This window comes from Mucilaginibacter conchicola (assembly GCF_003432115.1).
Taxonomy (GTDB): Bacteria; Bacteroidota; Bacteroidia; order Sphingobacteriales; family Sphingobacteriaceae; genus Mucilaginibacter; species Mucilaginibacter conchicola.
The window spans coordinates 520,797-544,892 of record NZ_QWDC01000002.1; the positions used below are offsets into that span (position 1 = coordinate 520,797).

A 24,096-nucleotide genomic window follows, 5' to 3' on the forward strand; every position below is an offset into this window, starting at 1 on the left:
GATTTGGTATTTGTTTCAAACATAATTACTAATTTTGAAAAAAATCACAATTAAATCGTTTAATCTTAAAACTATGAATTATTCTACATTACGAAAATCAGTAGCGTTATCATTTGCGTCTATGCTGGTTGCTGGTGTAGTTAGTGCGCAAACGGATTCAACCGCTACCACTACAACTACTACTACAACTATGGCAGACACTACAATGTCAGCTACAACTACTAACGCTAAAGTATTTGGCGGTAGAGGTCAGTACAGAACCTGGAGCATCGGTATCAACGCAGGTGCAACTTCTGCAAACCTTGCAACCGGTGGTAGCCGTAACGATTACCAAAACAACAAAATCGAGTTAGGTTACGGTATCTCTGTTCGCGATCAATTGGGCCACAACTTTGGTTTACAATTAGACGTACGCGGTGGTAAAGTTTCTGGTGACAACACTGTTGACCAAGCTTCTTACTCAACCCGTTTTTACCAAGCTACTTTAAGTGGTGTTGTTAACGTTGCAACTATCGACTTCATTCGTCGTAAAAACTCTGTTAACTTCTTCATCAACGCTGGTGCTGGTTTAGCTATGTACAACCCAACTGGTACTACTGCTAACGGTACTGCTTTTGACTACAAAAACGGTGCTGCTGGTAACGCTGCTACTAACAAATGGGTTAAAGAATACGTTATCCCGGTTGGTGCTGGTGTTAAATTCCGCTTAAGCGAAGCAGTTGCATTAAACTTCGGTTACACTCAAAACTTTATTGATGGTGGTAACTTTGATGGTCGTACTACTGGCCAAAACAGAAAAGACCACTACTCTTATGGTTACGGTGGTTTAGAGTTCACTCTGGGCTCAAGCTCAAAACCAAGCTTAGAGTGGGTTAACCCAGTTGCTATGATGTACGATGAACTTTACGATGCTGCTCTTCGTCAAGAAGTTGAAGCTCTTAAAGGCCGTGTAACTAACGTAGAAAACGCAGTTAACGATCTTAAAAAAGATTCTGACGGTGACGGTGTATCTGATCAATTTGACAAATGCCCTAACACTCCTGCTGGTAGCGTTGTTGACGGTTCTGGTTGTGTTATCGTGTTCCCTAAAGCAGATTCAACTGCTGCAGGTGTAGCTTACTCTAACATCCAGTTCGAGTTTGATAGCTCAGTATTAAGAACTTCTTCTTACCCAGCTTTAGATGCTACTTCAGCTGACCTACGTTCATCAGGTAAAACTGTTGAAGTACAAGGTTTCGCTTCATCTGAAGGTACTGCTGCTCACAACATGACTTTATCACGTGACCGTGCTAACTCTGTAAAAACTTACTTAGTTAACTCTGGTGTATCTGCTTCAAAATTAAAAGTTAAAGCTTTTGGTGAAACTAAACCAATTGCTGATAACTCAACTGAAGAAGGTCGTATCGCTAACCGTCGTGTTGCTTTCCAAGTAAGATAATATCTAATTAAATATTATTAAGAAGCCCCCCGAATAACTCGGGGGGCTTCCTTTTTTTATTAACTTTGTGATATGTACTTTTTCAGGAAAAAAGACCCAAACAGGCCAACCAGCTTTAACCTTAAAGTGATGCATACTATAAATGCTATTGCTATTATCATGTTTTTAGCCGGCATTGTATACAAGCTTGTACAATGGTTTTTCTTTTCTAAATAAAACACTTACGCATCATCATGAAAACTATTATCAACACCGATAAAGCCCCGGCACCAATAGGCCCGTACAGCCAGGCTGTTGCCGCAAACGGCTTATTGTTTATCTCGGGCCAGATCCCGGCAAACCCTGCTACCGGCGAAATTGTAACCACCGGCATTACCGACGAAGCTAAAATGGTAATGGAAAATCTTAAAGCCATTTTAACCGAGGCCGGTGTTGGTTTTGATAAGATCATCAAATCAACCATCTTTTTAACCGATATGCAAACCTTTGCACAGGTTAACGAAGTTTATGGTTCATATTTTACTGCTGATTTCCCGGCACGCGAAACCGTACAGGTATCTGCCCTGCCTAAAGGCGTTAATGTTGAAATATCTGTTATTGCATTAAAGGACTGAGTATTTAGCCTTGAACAATCAGCATCTCCAAACACCCATTGAGTATTTAAAAGGTGTAGGCCTCTCACGTGCCGAGGTGCTGAAGAAAGAGCTGCAGATCTACGTTTTTGAGGATCTGTTAAGGCTCATCCCTTACAAGTATATTGACCGTACGCGATTTTATAAGGTAAAGGACATCCAACCGGATATGCCTTATGTGCAGGTGTTGGCCCGTGTTATCTCAAAAGAGATAATGGGCGAGAAACACACCAAGCGCCTTATTGTACAAGCCAAAGACGATACCGGCGTTATTGAACTGGCCTGGTTCCAGGGTATAAAATGGGTAGAGAAAATGGTAGTGCCCGGCAAGGTGTATGTACTGTTTGGCAAGCCCGGTTTCTTTAACGGCAAAACCCAGATGCCGCACCCCGAGCTGGAATTGTATGTTCCCGGAGCGCAGCAAAAAGGCAACCTTACCCTGCAGCCTGCCTACAACTCTACCGAAAAGTTAAAACAGTTTAGCTTAGATAGCAAAGGCATTCAAAAGCTGGTTACCATACTGTTAGAACAAAACGGCCGACACATTGAAGAAAACCTGCCTGTATACATCATTAACCGTTTTAAACTAATGGGCCGTGCCGAAGCATATCGCGGCATCCATTTCCCTGCAGATGCCACCCAGCTAAAAGAAGCACAATACCGCCTTAAGTTTGAAGAACTGTTTTTTCTGCAACTCAAACTGCTTAAAAACAAGTTACTGCATACCCAAAAATTCAAAGGGAATATATTTGATAAGGTAGGCGATTACTTTAACGAATTTTTCCATCACAAACTTCCCTTCCCGCTAACCAATGCGCAAAAACGGGTTTTAAAAGAGATAAGGTTAGATACCCAGCGCGGTGTACAAATGAACCGCTTGCTGCAGGGCGATGTGGGCAGCGGCAAAACAGTGGTAGCGCTAATGTGCATGCTATTGGCCCTTGATAATGGTTTCCAGGCCTGTATAATGGCACCTACCGAGATTTTGGCCACCCAACATTACGAAACCATTAAAAGTCTGGTAGGCGAAGGTTTTATTGATATTGCATTGCTTACCGGCTCGGTCCCGCAGAAGTTGCGCAAGGGTATTCATGAGCGTTTAGAGGATGGAAGGTTACATATACTGGTTGGTACCCATGCGCTTATTGAAGATAAGGTACAATACAAAAACCTTGGCCTGGTTGTGATAGACGAGCAACACCGTTTTGGCGTTGAGCAGCGTGCAAAGCTCTGGAAAAAAGCTGCCGTACCGCCACACATGCTGGTGATGACTGCTACCCCTATTCCACGCACCCTGGCCATGACTATGTATGGCGACCTGGATATATCAGTTATTGACGAGTTGCCGGCCAACCGCAAACCCATCAAAACGCACCACTATTACGAAGCACAGCGTTTACGCATGTTTGGTTTTATGCGCGAAGAGATTGCCAAAGGCAGGCAGATCTATGTAGTGTACCCGCTAATACAGGAAAGCGAAAAGCTTGATCTTAAAAATCTGCAGGACGGTATCGAGATCATGTTACGCGAGTTTCCGTTGCCTGGATACCACATCAGCGTAGTACATGGCAAACTAAAAGCTGCTGACAAAGAAGCCGAGATGCAACGCTTTGTAAAAGGCCAAACACAGATAATGGTAGCCACTACCGTGATAGAAGTTGGGGTTAACGTACCCAATGCGTCGGTAATGATCATTGAAAATGCCGAGCGGTTTGGCCTTTCGCAATTGCATCAGTTACGAGGCCGTGTTGGCCGTGGCGCCGAGCAATCATACTGTATTTTGATGAGTAAAGAAAAGCTGAGCAATGATGGCCGTATACGCCTAAATACTATGGTGCGAACCAACAATGGTTTTGAAATTGCCGAAACCGATATGCAGCTACGCGGCCCCGGCGATATTGCCGGCACCCAGCAAAGCGGCGTACTCGACCTTAAAGTTGCCGACCTTACCACCGACCAGGAAGTACTGCAACAAGCCCGCAACGTAGTGATAGAGATCTTTGAAAAAGACCCTCAGCTGGCTGCTCCTGAAAACCAGATCCTCAATCGTGCTTTTCAGCAAAAAAATGATGGCTTAACCTGGGATAAGATCTCCTGAGGTTGGCTTTTGCGCAGGCAAATATTACATTTGCCTAAACGCATCTTATCATGAAAAGATATTTACTATTAGCTGCATTATTCCTTTCTGCTACCGCTTCGCAGGCGCAAGATTCTGTTATCATCCGCAAGTTTTATGACGAAGCTTTAGTTAACGGCCAGGCCTATGAAAACCTGCGGTACCTGTGTAAAAAGATCGGTCAGCGATTGAGCGGCTCGCCGGGCGCCGAAAAAGCCGTTACATGGAGCAAAAAACTGATGGACAGCTACGGCTTTGATAAAGTTTACCTGCAGGAAGTAATGGTACCGCATTGGGTACGCGGCGCAAAAGAACAGGCTTATATTATTGATGGCAGCAAAAAGATATCAGTACCAATTGCCGCTTTAGGCTCATCAATAGCTACCCCTGCCAATGGTATTACAGCCAACATCGTTGAGGTAAAAAGTTTAAAAGAACTGGAAACGCTTGGCGAAAGTATAATAAAAGGCAAAATAGTTTTCTTTAACGGCGCGTTTGATCAGCGGTTTATCGAAACCGGCTCCGGTTACGGTGCAGCGGGTATCCAGCGTTTTGCGGGGCCATCCGCAGCAGCTAAATATGGTGCGGTGGGTGCCATCGTGCGTTCGATAACACCGGCTTTAGATGATTATCCGCATACCGGCGGTACAGTTTATGTTGACGGTGTAAAGAAGATACCTGCAGCAGCCATATCAACCCTCGCAGCAAACAAGCTGAGCAATATGCTGAGATTGCGTAAACTGCCGCTTATAAAATTCTACTTTAAACAAAATTGCCAAACCCTGCCCGATGTAAAGTCATACAACGTTATCGGCGAGATAAAAGGCAGCGAAAACCCTAACAAGTTCATCACGGTTGGTGGCCATCTGGATTCATGGGACCTGGCCGAGGGCGCACATGACGATGGTACCGGTGTAGTACAATCTGTAGAGGTTTTGCGCATTTTAAAGGCTACCGGTTATAAGCCCAAAAACTCTATTCGCGCGGTATTTTTCATGAACGAAGAAAACGGCCATAAAGGTGGTTTAAAATATGCTGAGCAAGCCGCCGCAGATAAAGAAGAACATATTGCAGCTATCGAGACCGACGAGGGTGGCTTTACCCCGCGCGGCTTTAGTTTTGAGGATGCATCTCCGGCTCTCCTGAAACAGATCAATGCTAAGTTTAAAGGCCTGCTTGAGCCGTACGAGGCCGACCGCTTAGTTGCAGGTGGCAGCGGTACAGATATTGAACCGCTTAAAGAAACCATCCCTTCTATAAAACTCATAGGTTTCAGACCAGATTCACAGCGTTATTTCGATATACACCACACTGCAAATGATGTGTTTGAGAACGTAAACAAACGCGAACTACATTTAGGTGCTGCAGCAATAGCCACAATGGTATACTTGATTGACCAGCATGGCTTAAACCTGTAAAACTTTTACATTTAAAAGCTTTGAGCCGCAAGTTTGCTGTTGTAACTTGCGGCCATTAATCACACTGCCGTGCCAACAGACGAACCCGCCCCCCAAAAACCAGATTCATTTGCCGCATTACGATACAAAGATTTCCGTTCGTACATCGGGATGCGTTTCTTTTTCACGTTTGCTTATCAAATGCAAACAACGGTGTTGGGTTTCTACATATATCAGCTAACGCATAGTAAAATAGCCATAGCTTTCATCGGTTTGGCCGAGGCTATCCCGGCGGTAGGTATTGCGCTGTATGGTGGTTATATTGCCGATAAGTACGAAAAACGCAAAATGCTTCTCATCATATTTGCAGGGGTTTTCGTGGCTGCACTGGCTATGTTCACTGTAACACTTGATGACTTGCGGCCATACATACACCATACGTGGATACTACCTGTATTATACGCTATGATATTTTGTAACGGCCTTGCCCGCGCTTTCTATGGCCCGGCAACTTTTGTAATTTATGCGCATAGCATCCCCAAAGAATTATACCCCAACGGCAGCACCTGGAGCAGCTCAAGCTGGCAGGTGGCATCCATCTTAGGCCCCTTAACCGGTGGTGCCATTTATGGCTTTGCCGGGCACCTTATCCCCGGTTTAAGCGGGATGACAGCAACCTTTATAGTGATACTGGCGTTTATGCTGGTAGCCCTGGTACTGGTTTACAGGCTACGCAAATTCCCACCTGTGTTTGTTCCAAAAGAGAACATCTGGAAAAGTCTTAAAGAGGGCCTCGATTTTGTGTTTACCAACAAGATAATGTTCTATGCCATGAGCCTCGATCTGTTTTCGGTATTTTTTGGCGGCGTGGTAGCATTGTTACCTGTATTTGCTTTAGATATATTAAAAGTTGGCCCCGAAGGCTTGGGTATTATGCGTATGGCCACCTCACTGGGTGCCGCACTTACCATGATCACAATGGTGCGCTTCTCGCCCATGAACCGCCCTTGGCGCAACCTGTTAATAGCAGTTGCAGGTTTTGGTTTATCCATCATCTGTTTCGGGCTTTCGCGCGTGTTCTACCTGTCGCTGGTATTTTTGTTTATGCAGGGAGCGTTTGATAGTGTAAGCGTTATCATACGCGGCACACTAATGCAATTGCTTACTCCAGACCACATGCGCGGGCGTGTATCGGCGGTAAACTCGATGTTCATTGGCTCATCAAATGAAATAGGCGACTTTGAATCGGGCATGGCGGCGAAGCTTATGGGCACCATACCAGCCGTAATTTTTGGTGGCAGCATGACACTCCTTATCGTTACAATAACCTTCTTAAAAACCAAAAAACTCATTCCGTTATCGTTAACGGAGATACATGCACCAGAGGCCGATAAAGTAGTTGATTAACAGGGTAAAAAAGGCCTTTATATTAGCTAAAATAACCGTTTTTTTATTGCCTGCAGGTTTACTAACTTAGCAAGCAAATCCCCCTGCTTACTTAACCTGTTTAAACTCCGTGGCCGCAAAGAGATTGCACATCTTAAAGGTCAGTTTGTTTAGTGGTATCCTGCTATGGATAATGCTTTGCATCCCGACACTGTGTACTGCCAAAAAGGTAGTTGAAATTCCTGTTTATCGCCCGGGCGTTTTTAACAGCTTAAAAGATTCTGCTGCTGACAGGAGAGTTGATATAGCCCGCACGCTTTCAAGGCCATGCCGCAAAATGACAGAGGCCGACGCTATGCGCACTATTGACGATCTGCATAAGGTAGCTGTTGCACTTGATGATATTCCACTACAATGCGCGGTATTTGATATACGTGCCGATTATTACTCTGTTAACCGCGGATACAATAATTTAAGCACCCGGTATTATAAACAAGCAGTAGAATTTGCTGAAAATGAAAAGAGGCAGATGGAAACCGGTATATACCAGCACAGGCTGGCCAATTACTTTTTCCTCTACAAAAAAAATATCGATGCCTGCCGGTATTATCTCTTATCAGAAAAGAACCTTAAAGAGGTTGGCTTTAAAAGTGTGCCGGGCATGGGTAACCTGTTTTCTGAAACTGCCAATTTTTATTATGCCTTAGGCGATTATGACGATGCGCGTGAAAACCTAAAAAACGCACTGGTATACCAGCCCGAACCTTCACGCACACGGGTAAACATCATTAACACCATTGGCTTAACCTACCGTAACAGCGGTAACTATCCGCCCGCATTAAATTACTTTAACAGTGCTTTAAAACTTGCGGTGCAAATACACGATACCGTTTGGGTAGCACTTGCAAAAGGCAACATAGGCTCCGTTTATCTACTACAAGAGAAATATAATGAAGCCTTGCCGCTTATTCGCGAAGATTACAGTCAATCATTAAAATATGGCCAGGATGTAAATTCAGCTATCGCGATGTTGCGTATAGTACGTATCAGCCTTAAATTTAACAATGCAACACTTGCCGCCGCACAATTAGACACCGTTGACAAGGTACTATCGGTAACATCAGAGAACGTATTAAACGAGCGAATAAAATATTATGATTTGCTGGCACAGGTAAAAAGCAAGTTAAAACAACCGGCACAGGCAGAACATTACCGCCTTATCTCTGAACAGCTAATGGATAGCCTTGCCAAGCGCGACAATATTGCTGCCATAGAACGCATACGACTGCAATGGTTAAAACAAAAAAGCCGCGAGGATTTCAATAATTTAAAGAAGAGCGCCAACGTTGCTGCCTACAAGCAAAATACAATTATAGTAGTGTTGCTACTGCTTATTGTTATAGGCATTTTAGTGTTTAACAGGCAACGCCTTAAAGCAAAAAAAGACAGGGCGCTCCTGGCGTCAGAATTATTGAGGCTTGAGCAGGAAAGAAAGAATGCTGAAGCTGCCTTAAGCGGGTATACCGAAAACCTAAGGCAAAAAAACGAAATGATAGAAGGCTTTAAGCGCGAACTTGAACGTTTACAAATAACCGTTAACGACCGTGAGTTTGCTGCCAATCTGGAGAAACTGATGCAGGCCCATATTATGACGGATGAAAGCTGGGAAGATTTTAAAAAATTATTTACAAAAGTTCATCGCAATTTCTTTCATAACTTGAGGCATAAGTACGAAGGTTTATCAGATACTGATGTTAGACTTTTAGCATTAATTAAGTTAAAACTTAACAATAAAGAAATGGCCGGCATGCTGGGGATTACTGTTGACGGTGTAAAGAAAGCTAAGCAACGCCTGCGCAAGAAAATGAATATAGATGACAATGAAGAGGTAGAAACCGTGGTAAATATGCTGTAATTACAACTAATTGGAATTAAATACCGCATTTGTCGCGATTTTGTCCACCCCTTAAAATGATTTAAAAGAGATTTTTAAGCTGATATTTGACAAACGCAACCAGCCGATCCAATTTAATTAAGGATTTACCTGCTTAATGTAATAATTAAACGAGGTAGGTCTTTATCTGATACCCTTACCCTAATAGCTGTATCAATACAGATGGATCTGTTGCTGCAACATTAAAACTATTGATTAAACTAAAATTGTTGACGTTTACAAACCCCTACAATGCAAACAAGACAAACTAAAAAATGCCCGCACTGTGGGCGAGGGCGCTTAACCAGCCGAGTAAGGCGACAGGCATTGGTAAAAACTTTCCTTTTTTGGTTACCCCTAAAACGTTACGAATGTAACACCTGCCATAAAAGTTCATACGTATATGGCAGCGTATGGGAAACTGCCGATAAAAAAAAAACACTGATTAATACGATTTAGAAGGGGGATTTTCTGAATCACTGTGTACATCGTTACCTATCGGGCTTATGCCCGATAGTGTAATCGGTGTTACATCCCCAACATCGTATATCAACATATTTCTACTAACCGCTTATAACCTATTAAGTATTACGGGCGCACCATTGGGTTGCGCCCTATACGTTACATAGGTTCCAATGGCGTCTTTATGGGTGTTTATATTGATTATAGTTTTGGTGCCCTGCTTAACCCTAACCCTGGCCCATATTGCCGGCACATAGGTTTTAAGTGTAAGCGGGTATTCATAAAGGCTTTTATCAAGCGAGTGTGTTAACGTAACCTGTATTCCCCGCGTGGTGTTTATTCCCTTCACGGCGGCTGCCTGGCGCTCGCGCATGTATTTAGCAACATCACCAAAAGTGGCTACCCATAACTTATTTTTCCGGGTTTTAATATAGTTGAAGTACTCTTGAAGTGTTTGGTGCGATAGCGCCTCCCAGCCAATGCCGTCAACACCGTGAATAGTTAACACCAGCCAGGTATCTTTCCTGTTCATCGTTGTATCAACCCAAGCCTTCATCATAGGCATAGGTGTTTTTGTGGTTGCGCCACGCTGTAACTGTACATATTCTTTACCACTGTTGCCGGGGTTTTCTTTATCACTACGGCTTATCTCTTTTAACCAAGGCTCTGGCATGCGGTTGCGCAGCGCAGGGTAAACTTTGTAAGCATAGTTCATTACCCGTTCGTTCTCCGTCCCAAATGGCCCCTCGCCAGAGAAGGTGTATCGCTCACCAAGATGTTCCTTTATCTCTTCCCGGCTTTTTTCCATCTCGTAAAGCATGTTGGGCTCATCTAAAACAGCCAAACGCGGGTGGGTGATCATGTGACTGGCAAACTCGTGGCCTTGCGCAGCATATCGTTTTATATCATCCCAGGTAGTGCCGTGGGCATCCTTGTATTCGTCGTTATGTTGTACACCGGGCTTAAACTGGTTATTACGCACCTTAGTATATAACTCATCTATTACTTTTATGGCCTCATCGGTTTTACCGGCATCAACTAATGAGCCTGCTTTATAATGATAATCCAGCGGGCCTACCAAACCAAGATATCCAGCTGCAGATGCCCGTTCAAAAAGGTTATCTTTATTGGTAGGGACGGTAGCCGTCTCTTTAATAATATCAGCCACAGGCCTTCCAATAAATTTACCATGATACTTTGAGCCGGGGATCTGCCCGGTAATGATAAAGAACGTAGCAGGCAACTGCAGTTTATTTAATATGGGCAACGCCACTTTAAACTGATTAATGGAGCCATCATCCCAGGTAATGGATATTGCCCCTGTTTTATTATCCTGCCAGCGGGCAATTTCTGTTTTACCTGGTTGGGCAAACGTAACGTAAGCTGTTAATAAAACAGCTGTAGTCAATAAAATACTTTTCAAGGTCTCGATAGATTGGTTATAGCTAATATACCCATCTCAACCTAACATCTGCCTCATTTTCTGGATGTAACAACAATGTTAAGAGCATTTAATAAAAATTTAATTTTATAAATAAATGAATATTCATTTATATTTGTATCAAAGCTATGCGTACAAGAGATAATAATAAAGTTGCACTCGTTAAAAAAACGGCCATTGAGCTGATGGTAAAAGATGGCCTGGAAGGCTTCAGCATGAATAAATTGGCGCGTGCCTGTAACATTTCGGTAGCCACACTCTACATCTATTACAAAGATAGAGACGATTTGATCGTCAATATAGCTGTAGACGAAGGCCAAAAAATGAGTGCTGCAATGACCAAAGACTTTGACCCGGATATGCGGTTTGAGGATGGCCTGCGTGTACAGTGGCGCAACCGCTACCAATATGTAAAAGAGAACCCGGTGATGAACGCTTTTTTTGAGCAACTGAGAAACTCCAGCTATCAGGAAAAATTTCTGGAGACTTTTCTCTCCGATTTTAAAATAGCTATGGGGACTTTTATGCATAACGCAATAAACCGCGGTGAGGTTGAAACAATGCCGTTTGAAGCCTACTGGTCTATAGCCTACGGCCCGCTGTACTCGCTCATCAGGTTTGACCAGGAAGGCCAAAGCATGGGCGGGCGAGCGTTTAAACTTACAGATGAAGTACTCTGGAAAACCTTTGAACTTGCTGTAAAGGCGCTAAAGAAATAACATTAGAACTATGGAAAGCTTTGACCACATTTTGATATTTAAAACCAACATCAACTGCGATGGCGATAAGCAGTTGCTTCATACCCTGCTTGATGGTAACCATGCTATCGAAAGCTGGAGTATTGATATGGAAGATGAGGATTGCGTACTGCGTATAGTATCGCACCACCTCAGCCATTGCCAGATTATTGAATTATTAAATACCCACGGCCACCAGTGCTGTGAATTAACTTGACCCCACACAAAAATGAAAACTGAAGAATCGGGAGCCTTAACAGGCTACCAAAAATTTGTAATATTTATACTGGCCATCACCCAGTTCACGGTGATACTGGATTTTATGGTGATGTCGCCCCTTGGCGATATGCTGATGAAATCCCTATCATTAAAACCATCTGCCTTTGGTGTCGCCGTATCGGGCTATGCCATCAGCGCAGGTATCAGCGGCCTGTTGACTGCTGCATTCGCCGATAAGTTTGACCGTAAGAAACTGCTGTTATTCTTTTACTGCGGCTTTATCATCGGTACCATTTTCTGCGGAATGGCGCATAGCTACGTAGCCCTGGTTGCCGCGCGTATCATCACCGGTTTATTTGGTGGCGTTATAGGTTCTATCTCTATGGCTATCATCACCGATGTTTTCCCGATGCAGAAACGCGGGCAGGTAATGAGTTTTATACAGATGGGCTTTGGCGCCAGTCAGGTTTTGGGTGTACCTATTGGTATCTACATTGCCACCCTTTGGCAGTGGGAAGCACCGTTTTGGATGGTGGCAGGCTTAAGCGTATTAATTGCCGTTACCATTGCCATGTACCTTAAACCAATTACGGCACACTTAGCGTTACAGCATGACAGATCTGTGTTCTCGCATTTAATAAAAACGTTGTCAAACAGTAATTACAGGATTGCGTTCACCTCAACAGCATTACTATCAATAGGTGGTTTTATGATGATGCCTTTCGGGAGCACATTCGCGGTGAATAACCTGGGCGTTAACTACAAGCAATTAACGATGTTGCTGATGGTATCAGGAATTAGCTCGCTGGTGGTGATGCCGTTCATAGGTAAACTGAGCGATAAGATAGACAAGTTTAAGATCTTCGTTGCGGCATCTATCTGGATGATGATCACCTGCCTACTGTATACCAACCTGGGTGTAACCCCGCTACCGCTGATCATGGTATTTAACATAGCCATGATGATTGGCGTAATGAGCCGAATGATCCCTTCATCGGCCCTAACCAGTGCCATACCAGATGCTGCCGATCGTGGAGCCTTTATGAGTATCAACTCATCGCTGCAGCAAATTGCAGGTGGTATTGCCGCCATAGCTGCCGGTAAAATAGTGGTGCAGGCACACAAAGGCGCGCCTATACAACATTACGATGTAGTAGGCTATGTGATTGTGGTGATATCCATCATCAGCATCGGTTTGATGTGGCGTGTAAACAACCTGGCTAAGAAACGTGCACAGCTTAAGAAAGATGCTATAATGCCCGAAGAGCCGCTGATAGAGGCGGTGTAAAGATTGATAATATCGAACACTGAATGTCGATTTTTGAACATCGAAGTTCTATTCCAACTTCATCATTCCACATTCAAAATTCGATGTTCGATATTCACAAGAGGTCCCTTGCCCAACAGCAAGGGACTTTTTGCTATATTTAGCTCAATTAACCATCACAATGAAAAAGATCACCCTGATTACTTTATTATCTACTGCTGCTATGGCTGCAAATGCGCAAGTAAAATTCGATCCGCCTAAAACTAAAGCTAAACCCGTTGTTGATACCCTGCACGGTGTTCAGTTAACCGATAACTACCGCTGGTTGGAAGACAAAAAAGATGAGGATGTTATTGAGTGGACCAAAAAGCAACACGATTATGGTGTTGAATATTTGAACAAGACCCAAAAAACACACCCTGATCTTAAAGCCGGCATTGCCGCTTACCTCAACATGGATTACGAAGGCCCGCTGAACAACGTAGGCAAGCGCGTTTTCCAAACGGTGAAAAAGAAGGGCGATAAGCAATATAAAACCTACACCATTATTAATGGCAAAAAGATCCTGATATGGGATCCGGTTACGCTTGATGCTGATGGCAAGATCTCTACCAGTGGTATTTCTTATACTTACGATGGTGAACGCGCTGCCATAAGCGCGCAAAAGAGCGGCGCTGAAGTAAATACGGTTTACTTTATTGATACCCGTACCGGCAAACAGATCCACGAGCCGTTGACCGGCACCAGCGGTTTCCAGTGGTGTAAAGATCAGCAGCATGCTTATGTAACCCTGCGTAGCCAAGAAGATGTGGATAAGCAACGCCCGCTAAAAACCTATTACATAAAAGTTGGCGAGCCTATTGAGAAGGCTGTATTTGTAGGCACTACTGCCGATGCTAAAAACAGTTTCTTTATTTACGATAACCGCTACAGCGATGTAACTTTCAGCGGCGAGGGCGATTTCTACTCAAACAGCCTGAAGATGCGCCCAACCGGCAGCATGAAGGATGGCAAGCTGATCTACAACAGCAAAAAGTTCCAGGCTTATCCTGAGGCTATCGGTAATAAGCTGTACATCAAGACCAATGATAATGCGCCAAACAGCCGCTTAATGGTGGCCGATAAACTACACCCTGAGTACAAGAACTGGAAAGTACTGATACCGGAGAGCAAGGATGTTATGGAAGATGTAGTGATCACCAAAGACAACAGCATTATTGTACAGAATAAAAAAGACATCCAGAGCAGCCTTACCATTTACAACATCAGCGGTAAAAAACTGCGCCCCGTTCCACTGCCCGAGCAGGGCAGCATTGGCGGCATGAGCTACGACCGCGAGGAAGATAAGCTTTACATATCGCTGGTTACCTTTACCTCTACGCCAAAAACCTACGTTTGCTCACCTAAAGATTATAAGTGGAAGCTGTTTTACCAGCGCCAGTTACCGGTTGATATGAGCGATATTACCGGCGAGATAAAATTCTATACTTCTAAAGATGGCAGCCGCGTACCGGTATTTGTGGTGCACCGCAAGGATATTAAACTGGATGGCACGAATCCGGTGCTGTTAACAGCTTACGGTGGTTTCCAGTCGGGTATTAAGCCGGGGTATTATGGCTTTTATGCACCGTTCATTAAAGCAGGTGGCATTGTAGTGCAGCCGGGCATCCGTGGCGGCGACGAGTTTGGCGAGAAATGGCACCTTGATGGTATGCTTGCCAAAAAGCAAAACAGCTTTGACGATTTCTATGCCTGTGCCGAGTGGCTGATAAAAGAGAAATACACCACCGAAAGTAAGATAGTTGCCCTTGGCGGTAGCAACGGCGGCCTGCTGATGGGTGCTGCCGCAACCCAGCGTCCTGACTTGTTTAAAGCTATTGTTTGTGAAGTACCGTTGCTGGATATGCTGCGTTACCACAAATTCCTGATAGCGCGTTACTGGATCCCGGAGTACGGCTCATCTGAAGATGCAGAGCAGTTCCGCTGGTTGTTGCGTTACTCGCCGTACCAGAATATCCGTGCGGGTGTAAACGTACCGCCAATGCTGGTAACTGCCGGTGCCAACGATACCCGTGTTGACCCAATGAACGCCAAAAAGTTCGTGGCAGCCTTGCAGAACAATCCCGGCCAAACCAGCCCTATCATCCTGCACATGGATTTTGACAGCGGCCACGGTAGCGGCCAAAGTACCCAACAAGCCATTGATAACTGGACGTTTGTGTTTGAGTATGTGATGAACCAATTGGGGATGTAAAACGTAAATGATTAACTTTGTTTGTCGACTAAACACTTATTGTTTTAACTTATACTTTCTTCCATGGATTTAACATCTCAACTAAGTGAACAAAAGCGCAAGGTAGATTTCAACACCTACGATATAAGCGTTAAAGAATTAATATCAATGGTTTCTGATAATATCATTGATATAGCACCAGACTATCAACGCCAATTTCGATGGAACACCGAAAGACAATCAGAATTAGTTGAATCTATATTTTTAGGAATTCCTGTTCCGAGTCTATACATGGCTGCGAATGGAGACGGCACTTGGGAACTCATTGATGGTGTTCAAAGACTAAGTAGCATAATATCTTTTGCAGGAAGTAAGGAAGCAAGAGATAAGACTACACTTTCTTCTGTACTAACATTATCAGAACTAACCAAGTTAACAACATTCAACGATAAAAAATTCGAGCAACTTCCAAAAACAGTACAACTTGACTTTTTACTCAAACCACTAAAAATAACCACATTAAGCGATAAAAGTGACTTAATGGTACGATTCGATTTATTTGAAAGATTGAATACTGGCGGGGTTGCGCTATCAAATCAAGAAATCAGAAGCTGTGTTTATCGAGGGCGATTTAATGACTTTTTAAAACGTTTATCATCAGATATCAATTTTAAAAAGACAGTTAAACTAACGAAGGCTCAACAAAGTGATGCAACAAGCGAAGAATTTATATTGAGATTTTTTGCGTTTTATTACAACTATAAATTCTTCGATCATAGCGTAGTTGATTTTTTGAATGATTTCATGGCTGAATCTACCAAAAAGTTTGACTACAAAAATGCAGAAGAAGTTTTCAACAAAACATTTGATGCACTAAAAGGCATGCCTAACGGAATTACTTTAAATAGGACAACCACTCCTACTAATTTATTTGAAGGTATTGCTGTAGGTGCAGCTTTAGCAATTAAAACAGGCCAGAAGCTTTTCCTAAAAAATTTCGACTGGATAATAGATCCTGAATTGCGAAGTGCAACTATTGGAGCTACCAACACAAAAAGTAAAGTAAAAAAGAGGATAGAATTTTCCCGAGATAAGTTTTTAGGTAAATAATGTATGACGATTTAAAACTTAATACTACTCAACGCATTGTTGAGATTCGAGAAATCATCGAATTTGTGAGACCACAACTTCCATCCGCACCCAAGGGTATTCCTCGTCATTTAAACACACTGAAAGGTTTAGTTTATGTTCAACTTTATGGTTTAATTGAATACGTGGCAATCCAATTAGTGAGTCAAACTATAGAGCATATAAACTCAGCTAAGTTAAAAATAACTGAATTAAAACCTTCTCTTTACAGTTTAGCCTTACATCAAAATTTAGAATCTTTAAATAATGCAAATAGAGCTAAATGGGATAAAAGGCATGAAGTGTTTAACCACTTGTTATTGAATAGCGAGGTTGCGATTGAGGGACATTTGTTTCCCACCGATGGTAAAAATATTCAGGCTCCTCAACTTCAAAGCATTTGTAACGTCTTTAACATTTCTAAGCCATATAGCCACGATATTAAATTCCAATCAGCTCTAAAAGAAATTGTTGGCCATAGAATTAATATCGCCCATGGTAATCTAACAGCTGCGGAAGTAGGTGCGGGCGTTGAAATAAATCGGTTAGAATCAAGACTGAATGAAACATCCGCATTTTGTTCTTATCTAATAGATGTGTTTGACAATTACTCAACTGGCGAAGAATACAAAGTATAAAATTTACACTCGCTCCCGCCGGTCTAAGTTTCTAATTTCGTCCTAAAATGAGTTAAGCTTTCAACTTACATAAGTACCCTGCTTGCGTTTTGTTCAACTACCCACAGCAAGACTCCCCCTGTTGTATAGGCGGGCATTTTACGGTACCGTAGCTGCAAAAAACACAACAATCACCTTTAAGGGGTTTTAAGATCACAGCGCAGTTTTTACATTCGTAAAAATACTGGCAAGAATCTACCGGCATTTCTTCGTCGCTTTGAAACCGGCAGGCCGGGCAGGTAACCGTGGAATGAAGCAGGATTGTTTTTGCCATACCAATCTATCGTTTAAAACTGTTTAATTACGATCGTAATAATCGGATCACCTCTTCATCATCGCCAGCACATCCTCTTCAGTTCCTTCAAAAGGGCCGTATGCTTCTATGTTGAGGCTGGCCATGGCGGCGGCAAATTCGCCGGCTTGTTGTATATCGGCACCTTTAACGCGTTTGTATAGGTAGCCTGCCATATAGGTATCGCCGCAACCGGTGGCATCAACTACCTCGGTTGGTTTGTACGCGGGTATGGTGTAGAAGTTATTATCGTTAAGGATAACAGAACCCATGCTACCAAGGGTTACCACCACTTCTTTTACACCCCATTCGGCTAATACTTTAGCTCCTTCTTTAATATCAGCGTGGCCGGTTAGTACTTCCAATTCGTGTTCGTTCACTTTCAGGATATCAACATATTGCAGAGCTTCGCGTTTATCGGCCCAGTCGATGGCGTGTACTTTTTGGTCTAATACTTCGCGCAGGTAACCTTGCGCATCAATTGAAACATTCCCGCGCTGAAAAAGCGCTTTAATAAACTCTGTCGACATATCATCGGCCAATAAAGCACCGAGATGGAAGATCACAGCTTCGGTATCTTTCAGGTCATCAACAGTGAATGGGTCGGCCTTTTGCAGCACTCGCTGGGTACGGTTATCCTGGTTTTCTCCGTAAATATTTTCGAAGTATACACTATGCTGGCTGGGCAGGGCTTTAACCTCAATGCCTTTGTTGGTGAGTTTGGCAACGCTCGGCAGTTCGCTATCGGCTACGGCTGTAACCAGTTTGTATTTCACATCCATATTGCGGATGGCGTTTGAGAAATAAAAGGCAGTACCGCCGGCCATGTGTTTTTCGGCTTTGGGGGTTACAACTTTATCAAGGGTAATATGCCCAATACAACAGATATCGTACAACATTAAAATAATATAAATGGAATGTTACGCGGGGTTACAAATGTAATATTCTGTTTGCCAATTACAATTGCAGCGCATGGCATTATTGCAAAGCTATGGCTTTACTGTTGCGGTTAAGCCACTCGGCCACAAGCAGGTTGGGCACCCAGCTCAGGAAGGCGATGATAAGATAGTTATGATTAAAATTTACCCCGAACCCCAGCACCGTGAACAGCCATATATAAAACCTGAGGGTAACAGCGCCAAAAGCGAGGGCATAACTACGGCGCATCATTTTTATATGCCTGCCAACATTCTTTTTTAAAATGGTAAGCCAGCCGAGGGTTGTAAATATCACCCAAAGCGTGTTCTGCAACAGGAATGATGTAAATACGCCCACACCACGATTAATAAATAACGTCATGACATAAGCGCCGGGTGCTGCGAAGAACAATATCCCCAACACATACAGCTTACCCAATGCTTTATGCAAACGCGGCTTGCTGTACACCGTTTTTGAGAACTGAAAAAAGCCCGCTATCAGTATCAAACTACTGCCGAATACGTGGCAGTAAAATGCAGGCATGTACCAGCCGGTGGCTACAGCCTGCTCTTTTATCCGCAGGAAGAAATTCCCTTCTTTAAAGAAAGCATATTGGATAACAGTACCTACTGAGAGTACCGTTACCCAAAACAAAGCGAAGTATCTTAATAAACTGTAAGCAACCCTCATTGCGCGGCCAGTACCGCCGGTTTCTGCGGGTTTAGTTTACTGTTTATCCAATTGATGTTGTATTTATCAATGGCGGTTAATGAGTCTTCTACCGAAACGTTTTTATCCTTCTCATTCACGTAATACCTGTCATCAAATATCTTATCCCATCTTTGGTTTTTAAACTTGTAATGGTATGATGCATATATCTCGTTCTTCATATACTGCAGCATTTCCGGCGTTAAATGGTCTAAAGTTTTTTGCTTCAGTTTTTCATCATACTGCCCGTTGGTTATACTGTAACATCCCGCCAGGTAAGAATCGTCCAGTTTTACAAACTGCGTGGGGAACAATCTCGAACTTTCTTTTGCCACCAGCTTGCCACCCTTAAGCTCTAAATAATGATAATAAGGCCCCTCATCCAGGTAGGTGTCTTTAGCATACATTTCTGCAAAAAGGGTTGAAGTTGTTTTAAACTCAAAAAGCGTATCGTTAATAGCCTTAACAAAGTTTTCCCGGCAAATGCCATCTACCGGTGCGCCGCCCTCTCCGTTACCGTGATAGCTGCTGGCATCAAAACCCAGGATGCGGTTCTGTTTCTTATCAACAAGCAGCATTGCTCTGTTTTCATATAAACCACCCCTGCCGCCAAGGTAATCTTCCAATACAGAATAAAATGCCGTTGTAAACCAATTGTCCTCGCTTTTTTGTTCTCCGCTAAATTTAACTTCCACATAGCCATAGCCCTCTCCATCGCCTTCCATATCAGCACCAGGGTGACGAAGTTTATCAGGCAGGTCTAAAAATTTGGGCATCATGTGCCACTCTGCCAAATACGATGGCGATATGATCAGTGATGTAAATTGAACCCGGCTATTGTACTCTAATAACTTGTCAGAAGTTTTTTCATCAACCTTATATGAATCACCATAATGTTTGATCTTAGGTAAGATATCAGCTATCTTAAAATCAGCTATGGGTTCGCCTGTGGTGAGATCTTTTTTAAGATAAGAATAGTCGGCCCCGTTTTTAAGGAGCGCTATATTATCATCATCATTCAGCGGTAATATCTGCTCGTAGTTTACGGGCACTATCAGCTTACCTTCGGTACTATAAAAACCTTTCTTATCGCCTTTTTCTACCTCGATAAGCCCATCTATAGTGCCGCCTATATTGTGGATCAGATCGTACTCAACAGGTATCACTTCTTTCAGATCAGCGTTAACCAAGCCCATCTTATACTCCGGCTTTGCGCGTTCTGCATCAGTAGGCCAATATAAACTCTCAGGCAGCTTTCCTTTAGTAACATAAAACCATGGTTTGTTATTGATCTGCTGAAACCATAAGATACTATCGTAACGCGATTTAAGGCTCTCTGCTATTTTGAATGCAGCCAGCGTTTGCGGGCTAAATAACTTCTCTTCGGGTACGGTAAGGTTAATAATGTTGTTCTGAAAAGCGGTATAGGTAGCCGCCAGCTTAGCCGCATCAACCTTAAATATTTTGAATTGCTGCGGGCCGGTTTTATGCAGCGTGAAAGTTAATGTGGTAGTACTCTCCGGAATGTCTTTATAATTAAGATGCACAACGCTGAAAACCTCAGCTAACTCGGGGTTGCTAAAGTTTATCTCGCTGTCTTCGGTATTCAGGTCGAGTTTAAATAAAGGTTTTGCGTTTGTGCCGAGACCGGTTTTGTTGCTTAATACATTCACCAGGCCGTTAACTGTTTTTTTGTCGATACTTTCATCAAAAAAGGTAGCGGCAAGTTTGGTATCCTGTAATTGCAGTGCGCCGTTAAACTGGTTAAGGAAGGCCATAACCTCGGCTTTCTCGGGGTTGGCTAAGCGCTTTGAACGCACAAACAAAAAAACGGCTATAAATGCAATAATACATGCGCCGATAATGATGACAGGTTTGGTTTTCATGTATCAATTATAAACAAACAAATTGATTTATAAAAGCGTTTCAAAGCCCCGCAAACCGCATTATTTACACGCCTTTTGGATGGAGTTGTGTATATAACACACTTACATACAAGCCTTTAAAAACATAGAAAAAACCTATATCCTATAGAAACTAAAGATGGGCTTTGAGGCTCTCAAAACCGTATCTTTGTTGCATAAATTTTAAAAATACATCCGTTATGTTAACAATAGGACAAAAATTCCCTGCTTTTAGTAAAACTGCCGTTGTTTCTTTAGAAAAAGGTAAAGAGTTTGAAACTTTAACTTCAGACTACCTTACTAACGAAGATAACGTTTGGACCGTAATGTTCTGGTGGCCAAAAGATTTCACTTTTGTATGCCCTACCGAGATTGCTGAGTTCAACAAAAACTTTGGCGAGTTCCGTGACCGCGAAACCCGTTTGATCGGCGCTTCTACTGACAGCGAATTTGTTCACGCTGCATGGAGAACTCACCACGATGACCTGCGCGACCTTAAATTCCCGATGCTTGCTGATACTTCAAAATCATTAGCAGAAGAGCTGGGTATTTTAGAGCCAAACGAGAAAATTGCTTACCGTGCTACTTTCATCATCGACCCACAAGGTATCATCCGTTGGGTATCAGTTAACGACCTGAGCGTTGGCCGTAACGTTAAAGAAGTATTACGTGTATTAGATGGTTTACAAACTGATGAGCTTTGCCCTTGTAACTGGGAAAAAGGCCAGGAAACTTTAACTGCATAATTATTTAATCTTATAATTATTTGATGTGCAAATTTCAGATGTGCAGATGTGCAAATTAGTATCATCTGCACATTTGGAATTTGCACATTTTTATATCTATACTTCCCATGAGCGAAAGCACCGAATTGATACAAGAGATATTAGGTACTATAGGCCAGCCGGCAGATTACCGTACCGATGCCCTGCAACTTTTAGAAACAGGCGAAAGCCGCTACCTGCGCGATTTTAAACTGAACTTTACCAGCGTACTTACTTCAGAGCACATCAGCGCTAAAGAGTGTGCCCTGCTGGCGCTGAGCACCGCGGTAAACAACCAAAACAAACCGCTTATAGAATATTATACCACCGTTGCCAAGCAAAACGAAGCTACTGATGCCGATGTTGCCGAAGCTGTTGGTTGCGCATCGTTACTGGCATCAAACAACATATTTTACCGTTTTAGGCATTTTACGCAGAAAGAGAAATACACCCAGATCCCGGCGCGTATCCGTATGCAGTTAATGATGAAACCTGTTACCGGTAAAGAGTTTTTTGAACTGATGAGCCTGGCTATATCTGCAGTTAACGGCTGTGAGATGTGTGTGAACGCGCACGAAGATTCGCTGATAAAATTAGGCACTACTGAGGAGCGCATTTTTGACGCCGTAAGAATAGCGTCATTGGTTACCGCTACCGGTAAAATTATTTTCTAATCAACGGTTAAAAAGGCCTGTGTGCAAAAATAATAATCCTGTTTAATTTGGCTTTGTTAATTAAAAAGGCTTAATTTTAAGGCTTAAAGATAGTAATCTCCCAATGTTGTGCTGTTTTACAACATTACTGTGTATAGGCAGCGTGGCGAAGGGTTAATACAGAATTTAATTGTTGATTTTTTGGAAGAAGCCGTTCTGTTGAAATAACAGAACGGCTTTGTTTTTTAGTGGGCATCTGCCACCGCTTTCAATTTCTTAAACGGCTGCAGGTATAATAACGGGATAGAGAACAGCATGATCAGTCCTGATACCCAGTAAGCATCATCATACGTAAGCAACATGGTTTGCCTTATTACCGTACCTTCGATGGCTGCATAAGCCATGTGCGTAGCATCAAGCATCGATTTACCTTTTGCCATAAATCCATGCATCAATAGGTTAAAACGCTCGGTAAATGCCGGGTTGTAAGGGTTAATGTTAGTGATCAGGTTCGAGCGGTGTAAGCCCTGGCGTACGTGTATCAACGTAGTTAAAGCCGCAATACCGAATGATCCACCTAACTGCCTCATCATGTTGTTCAAACCAGATCCCTGGCCAATTTCGGGGCCTTTAAGATCGGCCATTGCAAGGGTAGTTAATGGTACGAATAACAGGGCCATACCTACACCACGAATCAGCAATGGTATCAATACATCTTTCTCGCCTGTTGCCAGGGTTGAGTTGCTCAGCATCCAGGTAAATACAAAGAACAAGAACATACCCAATGTTGCCATAAACTGCGCCGGGATACCTTTGTTAAGCATTTTACCGATGAAAGGCATCATGGCAATGGTACACAAACCACCAGGGAACAACAGCTCGCCGGTTTGTTGTGCGTTAAAGCCCAAAAGGTTCTGACAGAACACCGGGAACACGAATACCGAACCATACAAACCAAATCCGAGTATAAAGGATGTAAACATCCCCACGGCAAAACTTCGATGCCGCATAATACTGAAGTTCACTATCGGGTGATCTGTACTCAGCTCTCGCCATATAAACAGGATGAAACCCAGTACCGCTGCAACAGTTAATACAATAATGTACGTTTTAGCAAACCAGTCTTCAGACTCACCTTTTTCAAGGATGGTTTGTAAACTACCAACCGCAACTGCCAGCAGGATAATACCCCACCAGTCGATGGGCTTCTTGGCTTCCTTGGGCGTCTCATTTATATAAGTGAACGTAAGGAATGCCGCCAATGCACCAACAGGTAAGTTTACGTAGAAGATCCACGGCCATGAGTAATTCTCAGTTATCCAGCCACCAATGGTTGGGCCTACTGTTGGGCCTACCACCGCACCTAAACCGAAAAGTGCAGTAGCGGTACCTATTTGCTCGCGTGGCCAGGTTTCAATCAGGATGGTTTGGCCGGTTGAGATCAAACCACCGCCGGCAATACCCTGCAGGATACGGAAGATAACCAGTTCGTTAAGCGTAGTTGCGTTACCACAAAGGAACGAGGCTATTGTAAATACGATAATGGATGTAAGGAAGTAATTTTTACGGCCGAAACGCCCGCCTAACCAGCCCGACATGGGCAGGATGATAACGTTTGCAACGGCATAACCGGTAACCACCCATGCAATATCCTCAAGGGTTGCACCAAGGTTACCTTGTATGTGTGGTATAGCTACGTTTACAATGGTCGTGTCAATCAGCTCCAGGAGCGATGCCATGATCACCGTAATGGTAATTATCCACTTTTTAAAGCCAGTTTCAGCCATTTTA

General features: G+C 43.2%; 21 protein-coding genes. 15 read left to right on the top strand and 6 right to left on the bottom strand.

What is annotated here, in order from left to right:
* The first annotated feature begins 73 nt into the window (after positions 1-73).
* From D0C36_RS11970 to D0C36_RS11995, 7 genes are all read left to right on the top strand, one after another.
* A complete protein-coding gene (locus D0C36_RS11970) occupies positions 74-1,438 on the top strand; it encodes an OmpA family protein (protein WP_117392738.1) in 1,365 nt (454 codons plus the stop codon).
* A 72-nt stretch (positions 1,439-1,510) separates the two neighbouring features.
* Positions 1,511-1,654 carry a DUF6728 family protein gene (locus tag D0C36_RS24675; RefSeq protein WP_199502010.1) on the top strand — a complete coding sequence of 48 codons (144 nt, stop codon included), beginning with the start codon at positions 1,511-1,513 and terminating at the stop codon, positions 1,652-1,654.
* Positions 1,655-1,671: 17 nt separating this feature from the next.
* Positions 1,672-2,052: a RidA family protein gene (locus D0C36_RS11975; protein ID WP_117391865.1), complete on the top strand. Its 381-nt coding sequence runs from the start codon at positions 1,672-1,674 to the stop codon at positions 2,050-2,052.
* Between the two features lie 10 nt (positions 2,053-2,062).
* A complete protein-coding gene (recG, locus tag D0C36_RS11980; protein WP_117391866.1) occupies positions 2,063-4,168 on the top strand; it encodes an ATP-dependent DNA helicase RecG in 2,106 nt (701 codons plus the stop codon).
* Positions 4,169-4,218: 50 nt separating this feature from the next.
* The gene (locus D0C36_RS11985) at positions 4,219-5,604 is read left to right on the top strand and encodes a M20/M25/M40 family metallo-hydrolase (protein WP_199502011.1); all 1,386 of its coding nucleotides are present in this window, start codon (positions 4,219-4,221) and stop codon (positions 5,602-5,604) included.
* A 69-nt stretch (positions 5,605-5,673) separates the two neighbouring features.
* Complete coding sequence (locus D0C36_RS11990) at positions 5,674-6,990, top strand: MFS transporter (protein ID WP_117391868.1); 1,317 nt, start codon at positions 5,674-5,676, stop codon at positions 6,988-6,990.
* A gap of 109 nt (positions 6,991-7,099) precedes the next feature.
* Entirely contained in the window at positions 7,100-8,884 is a 1,785-nt protein-coding gene (locus tag D0C36_RS11995) for a tetratricopeptide repeat protein (protein WP_147321988.1), read from the top strand.
* 589 nt (positions 8,885-9,473) lie between these two features.
* Here D0C36_RS11995 and D0C36_RS12000 read toward each other — a convergent pair.
* Complete coding sequence (locus tag D0C36_RS12000) at positions 9,474-10,787, bottom strand: polysaccharide deacetylase family protein (protein WP_158557107.1); 1,314 nt, start codon at positions 10,785-10,787, stop codon at positions 9,474-9,476.
* Positions 10,788-10,933: 146 nt separating this feature from the next.
* Here D0C36_RS12000 and D0C36_RS12005 point away from each other — a divergent pair, with 146 nt between their 5' ends.
* The 6 genes from D0C36_RS12005 to D0C36_RS12030 all read left to right on the top strand — a co-directional run bounded on the left by D0C36_RS12005 (position 10,934) and on the right by D0C36_RS12030 (position 17,027).
* The gene (locus D0C36_RS12005) at positions 10,934-11,524 is read left to right on the top strand and encodes a TetR/AcrR family transcriptional regulator (protein ID WP_117391871.1); all 591 of its coding nucleotides are present in this window, start codon (positions 10,934-10,936) and stop codon (positions 11,522-11,524) included.
* 10 nt (positions 11,525-11,534) lie between these two features.
* Positions 11,535-11,759 (top strand): hypothetical protein, encoded by a 225-nt coding sequence (locus tag D0C36_RS12010; RefSeq protein ID WP_117391872.1) that lies wholly within the window; start codon positions 11,535-11,537, stop codon positions 11,757-11,759.
* Positions 11,760-11,771: 12 nt separating this feature from the next.
* Positions 11,772-13,049, top strand: a complete 1,278-nt coding sequence (locus tag D0C36_RS12015; RefSeq protein WP_117391873.1) for an MFS transporter — start codon at positions 11,772-11,774, stop codon at positions 13,047-13,049.
* 160 nt (positions 13,050-13,209) lie between these two features.
* Positions 13,210-15,282, top strand: a complete 2,073-nt coding sequence (locus tag D0C36_RS12020) for a prolyl oligopeptidase family serine peptidase (RefSeq protein ID WP_117391874.1) — start codon at positions 13,210-13,212, stop codon at positions 15,280-15,282.
* A gap of 63 nt (positions 15,283-15,345) precedes the next feature.
* On the top strand, positions 15,346-16,371 hold the full coding sequence (locus D0C36_RS12025; RefSeq protein ID WP_117391875.1) for a DUF262 domain-containing protein: 1,026 nt from the start codon (positions 15,346-15,348) through the stop codon (positions 16,369-16,371).
* Positions 16,371-17,027 carry an MAE_28990/MAE_18760 family HEPN-like nuclease gene (locus tag D0C36_RS12030; protein ID WP_117391876.1) on the top strand — a complete coding sequence of 219 codons (657 nt, stop codon included), beginning with the start codon at positions 16,371-16,373 and terminating at the stop codon, positions 17,025-17,027. Before D0C36_RS12025 ends, D0C36_RS12030 begins: the two co-directional genes overlap by 1 nt.
* Positions 17,028-17,124: 97 nt before the next feature.
* On the opposite strand, the gene D0C36_RS24915 is transcribed toward D0C36_RS12030, so the two are convergent.
* The 4 genes from D0C36_RS24915 to D0C36_RS12050 form a co-directional block, all read right to left on the bottom strand.
* Positions 17,125-17,340, bottom strand: a complete 216-nt coding sequence (locus D0C36_RS24915) for a GDCCVxC domain-containing (seleno)protein (RefSeq protein ID WP_117391877.1) — start codon at positions 17,338-17,340, stop codon at positions 17,125-17,127.
* Positions 17,341-17,387: 47 nt separating this feature from the next.
* Positions 17,388-18,257 (bottom strand): PfkB family carbohydrate kinase, encoded by an 870-nt coding sequence (locus D0C36_RS12040; RefSeq protein ID WP_117391878.1) that lies wholly within the window; start codon positions 18,255-18,257, stop codon positions 17,388-17,390.
* Between the two features lie 79 nt (positions 18,258-18,336).
* Complete coding sequence (locus tag D0C36_RS12045; RefSeq protein WP_117391879.1) at positions 18,337-18,966, bottom strand: DUF2306 domain-containing protein; 630 nt, start codon at positions 18,964-18,966, stop codon at positions 18,337-18,339.
* A complete protein-coding gene (locus D0C36_RS12050) occupies positions 18,963-20,870 on the bottom strand; it encodes a YARHG domain-containing protein (protein WP_117391880.1) in 1,908 nt (635 codons plus the stop codon). The genes D0C36_RS12045 and D0C36_RS12050 overlap by 4 nt, the downstream gene beginning before the upstream one ends.
* Positions 20,871-21,088: 218 nt before the next feature.
* Between D0C36_RS12050 and D0C36_RS12055 the strand changes: the two genes are divergently transcribed.
* Together D0C36_RS12055 and D0C36_RS12060 are read left to right on the top strand one after the other, a co-directional pair.
* Entirely contained in the window at positions 21,089-21,634 is a 546-nt protein-coding gene (locus tag D0C36_RS12055) for a peroxiredoxin (RefSeq protein WP_117391881.1), read from the top strand.
* A gap of 107 nt (positions 21,635-21,741) precedes the next feature.
* Positions 21,742-22,326 carry a carboxymuconolactone decarboxylase family protein gene (locus tag D0C36_RS12060; protein WP_117391882.1) on the top strand — a complete coding sequence of 195 codons (585 nt, stop codon included), beginning with the start codon at positions 21,742-21,744 and terminating at the stop codon, positions 22,324-22,326.
* 224 nt (positions 22,327-22,550) lie between these two features.
* Here the strand turns inward: D0C36_RS12060 and D0C36_RS12065 are convergent, their stop codons facing one another.
* Positions 22,551-24,092: a DHA2 family efflux MFS transporter permease subunit gene (locus D0C36_RS12065; protein ID WP_117391883.1), complete on the bottom strand. Its 1,542-nt coding sequence runs from the start codon at positions 24,090-24,092 to the stop codon at positions 22,551-22,553.
* Positions 24,093-24,096 lie beyond the last annotated feature (4 nt).

What these genes read in the sequence shown, in the direction of transcription:
- D0C36_RS11970 (WP_117392738.1), top strand. Translation starts at nt 74, where the DNA reads ATGAATTATTCTACATTACGAAAATCAGTAGCGTTATCATTTGCGTCT.
- D0C36_RS12065 (WP_117391883.1), bottom strand. Translation starts at nt 24,092, where the DNA reads ATGGCTGAAACTGGCTTTAAAAAGTGGATAATTACCATTACGGTGATC.
- D0C36_RS12015 (WP_117391873.1), top strand. Translation starts at nt 11,772, where the DNA reads ATGAAAACTGAAGAATCGGGAGCCTTAACAGGCTACCAAAAATTTGTA.
- D0C36_RS12025 (WP_117391875.1), top strand. Translation starts at nt 15,346, where the DNA reads ATGGATTTAACATCTCAACTAAGTGAACAAAAGCGCAAGGTAGATTTC.
- D0C36_RS24915 (WP_117391877.1), bottom strand. Translation starts at nt 17,340, where the DNA reads ATGGCAAAAACAATCCTGCTTCATTCCACGGTTACCTGCCCGGCCTGC.
- D0C36_RS11975 (WP_117391865.1), top strand. Translation starts at nt 1,672, where the DNA reads ATGAAAACTATTATCAACACCGATAAAGCCCCGGCACCAATAGGCCCG.
- D0C36_RS12060 (WP_117391882.1), top strand. Translation starts at nt 21,742, where the DNA reads ATGAGCGAAAGCACCGAATTGATACAAGAGATATTAGGTACTATAGGC.
- D0C36_RS11985 (WP_199502011.1), top strand. Translation starts at nt 4,219, where the DNA reads ATGAAAAGATATTTACTATTAGCTGCATTATTCCTTTCTGCTACCGCT.
- D0C36_RS12040 (WP_117391878.1), bottom strand. Translation starts at nt 18,257, where the DNA reads ATGTTGTACGATATCTGTTGTATTGGGCATATTACCCTTGATAAAGTT.
- D0C36_RS12030 (WP_117391876.1), top strand. Translation starts at nt 16,371, where the DNA reads ATGTATGACGATTTAAAACTTAATACTACTCAACGCATTGTTGAGATT.
- D0C36_RS12010 (WP_117391872.1), top strand. Translation starts at nt 11,535, where the DNA reads ATGGAAAGCTTTGACCACATTTTGATATTTAAAACCAACATCAACTGC.
- D0C36_RS12045 (WP_117391879.1), bottom strand. Translation starts at nt 18,966, where the DNA reads ATGAGGGTTGCTTACAGTTTATTAAGATACTTCGCTTTGTTTTGGGTA.
- D0C36_RS12055 (WP_117391881.1), top strand. Translation starts at nt 21,089, where the DNA reads ATGTTAACAATAGGACAAAAATTCCCTGCTTTTAGTAAAACTGCCGTT.
- D0C36_RS12050 (WP_117391880.1), bottom strand. Translation starts at nt 20,870, where the DNA reads ATGAAAACCAAACCTGTCATCATTATCGGCGCATGTATTATTGCATTT.
- D0C36_RS12020 (WP_117391874.1), top strand. Translation starts at nt 13,210, where the DNA reads ATGAAAAAGATCACCCTGATTACTTTATTATCTACTGCTGCTATGGCT.
- D0C36_RS24675 (WP_199502010.1), top strand. Translation starts at nt 1,511, where the DNA reads ATGTACTTTTTCAGGAAAAAAGACCCAAACAGGCCAACCAGCTTTAAC.
- D0C36_RS12005 (WP_117391871.1), top strand. Translation starts at nt 10,934, where the DNA reads ATGCGTACAAGAGATAATAATAAAGTTGCACTCGTTAAAAAAACGGCC.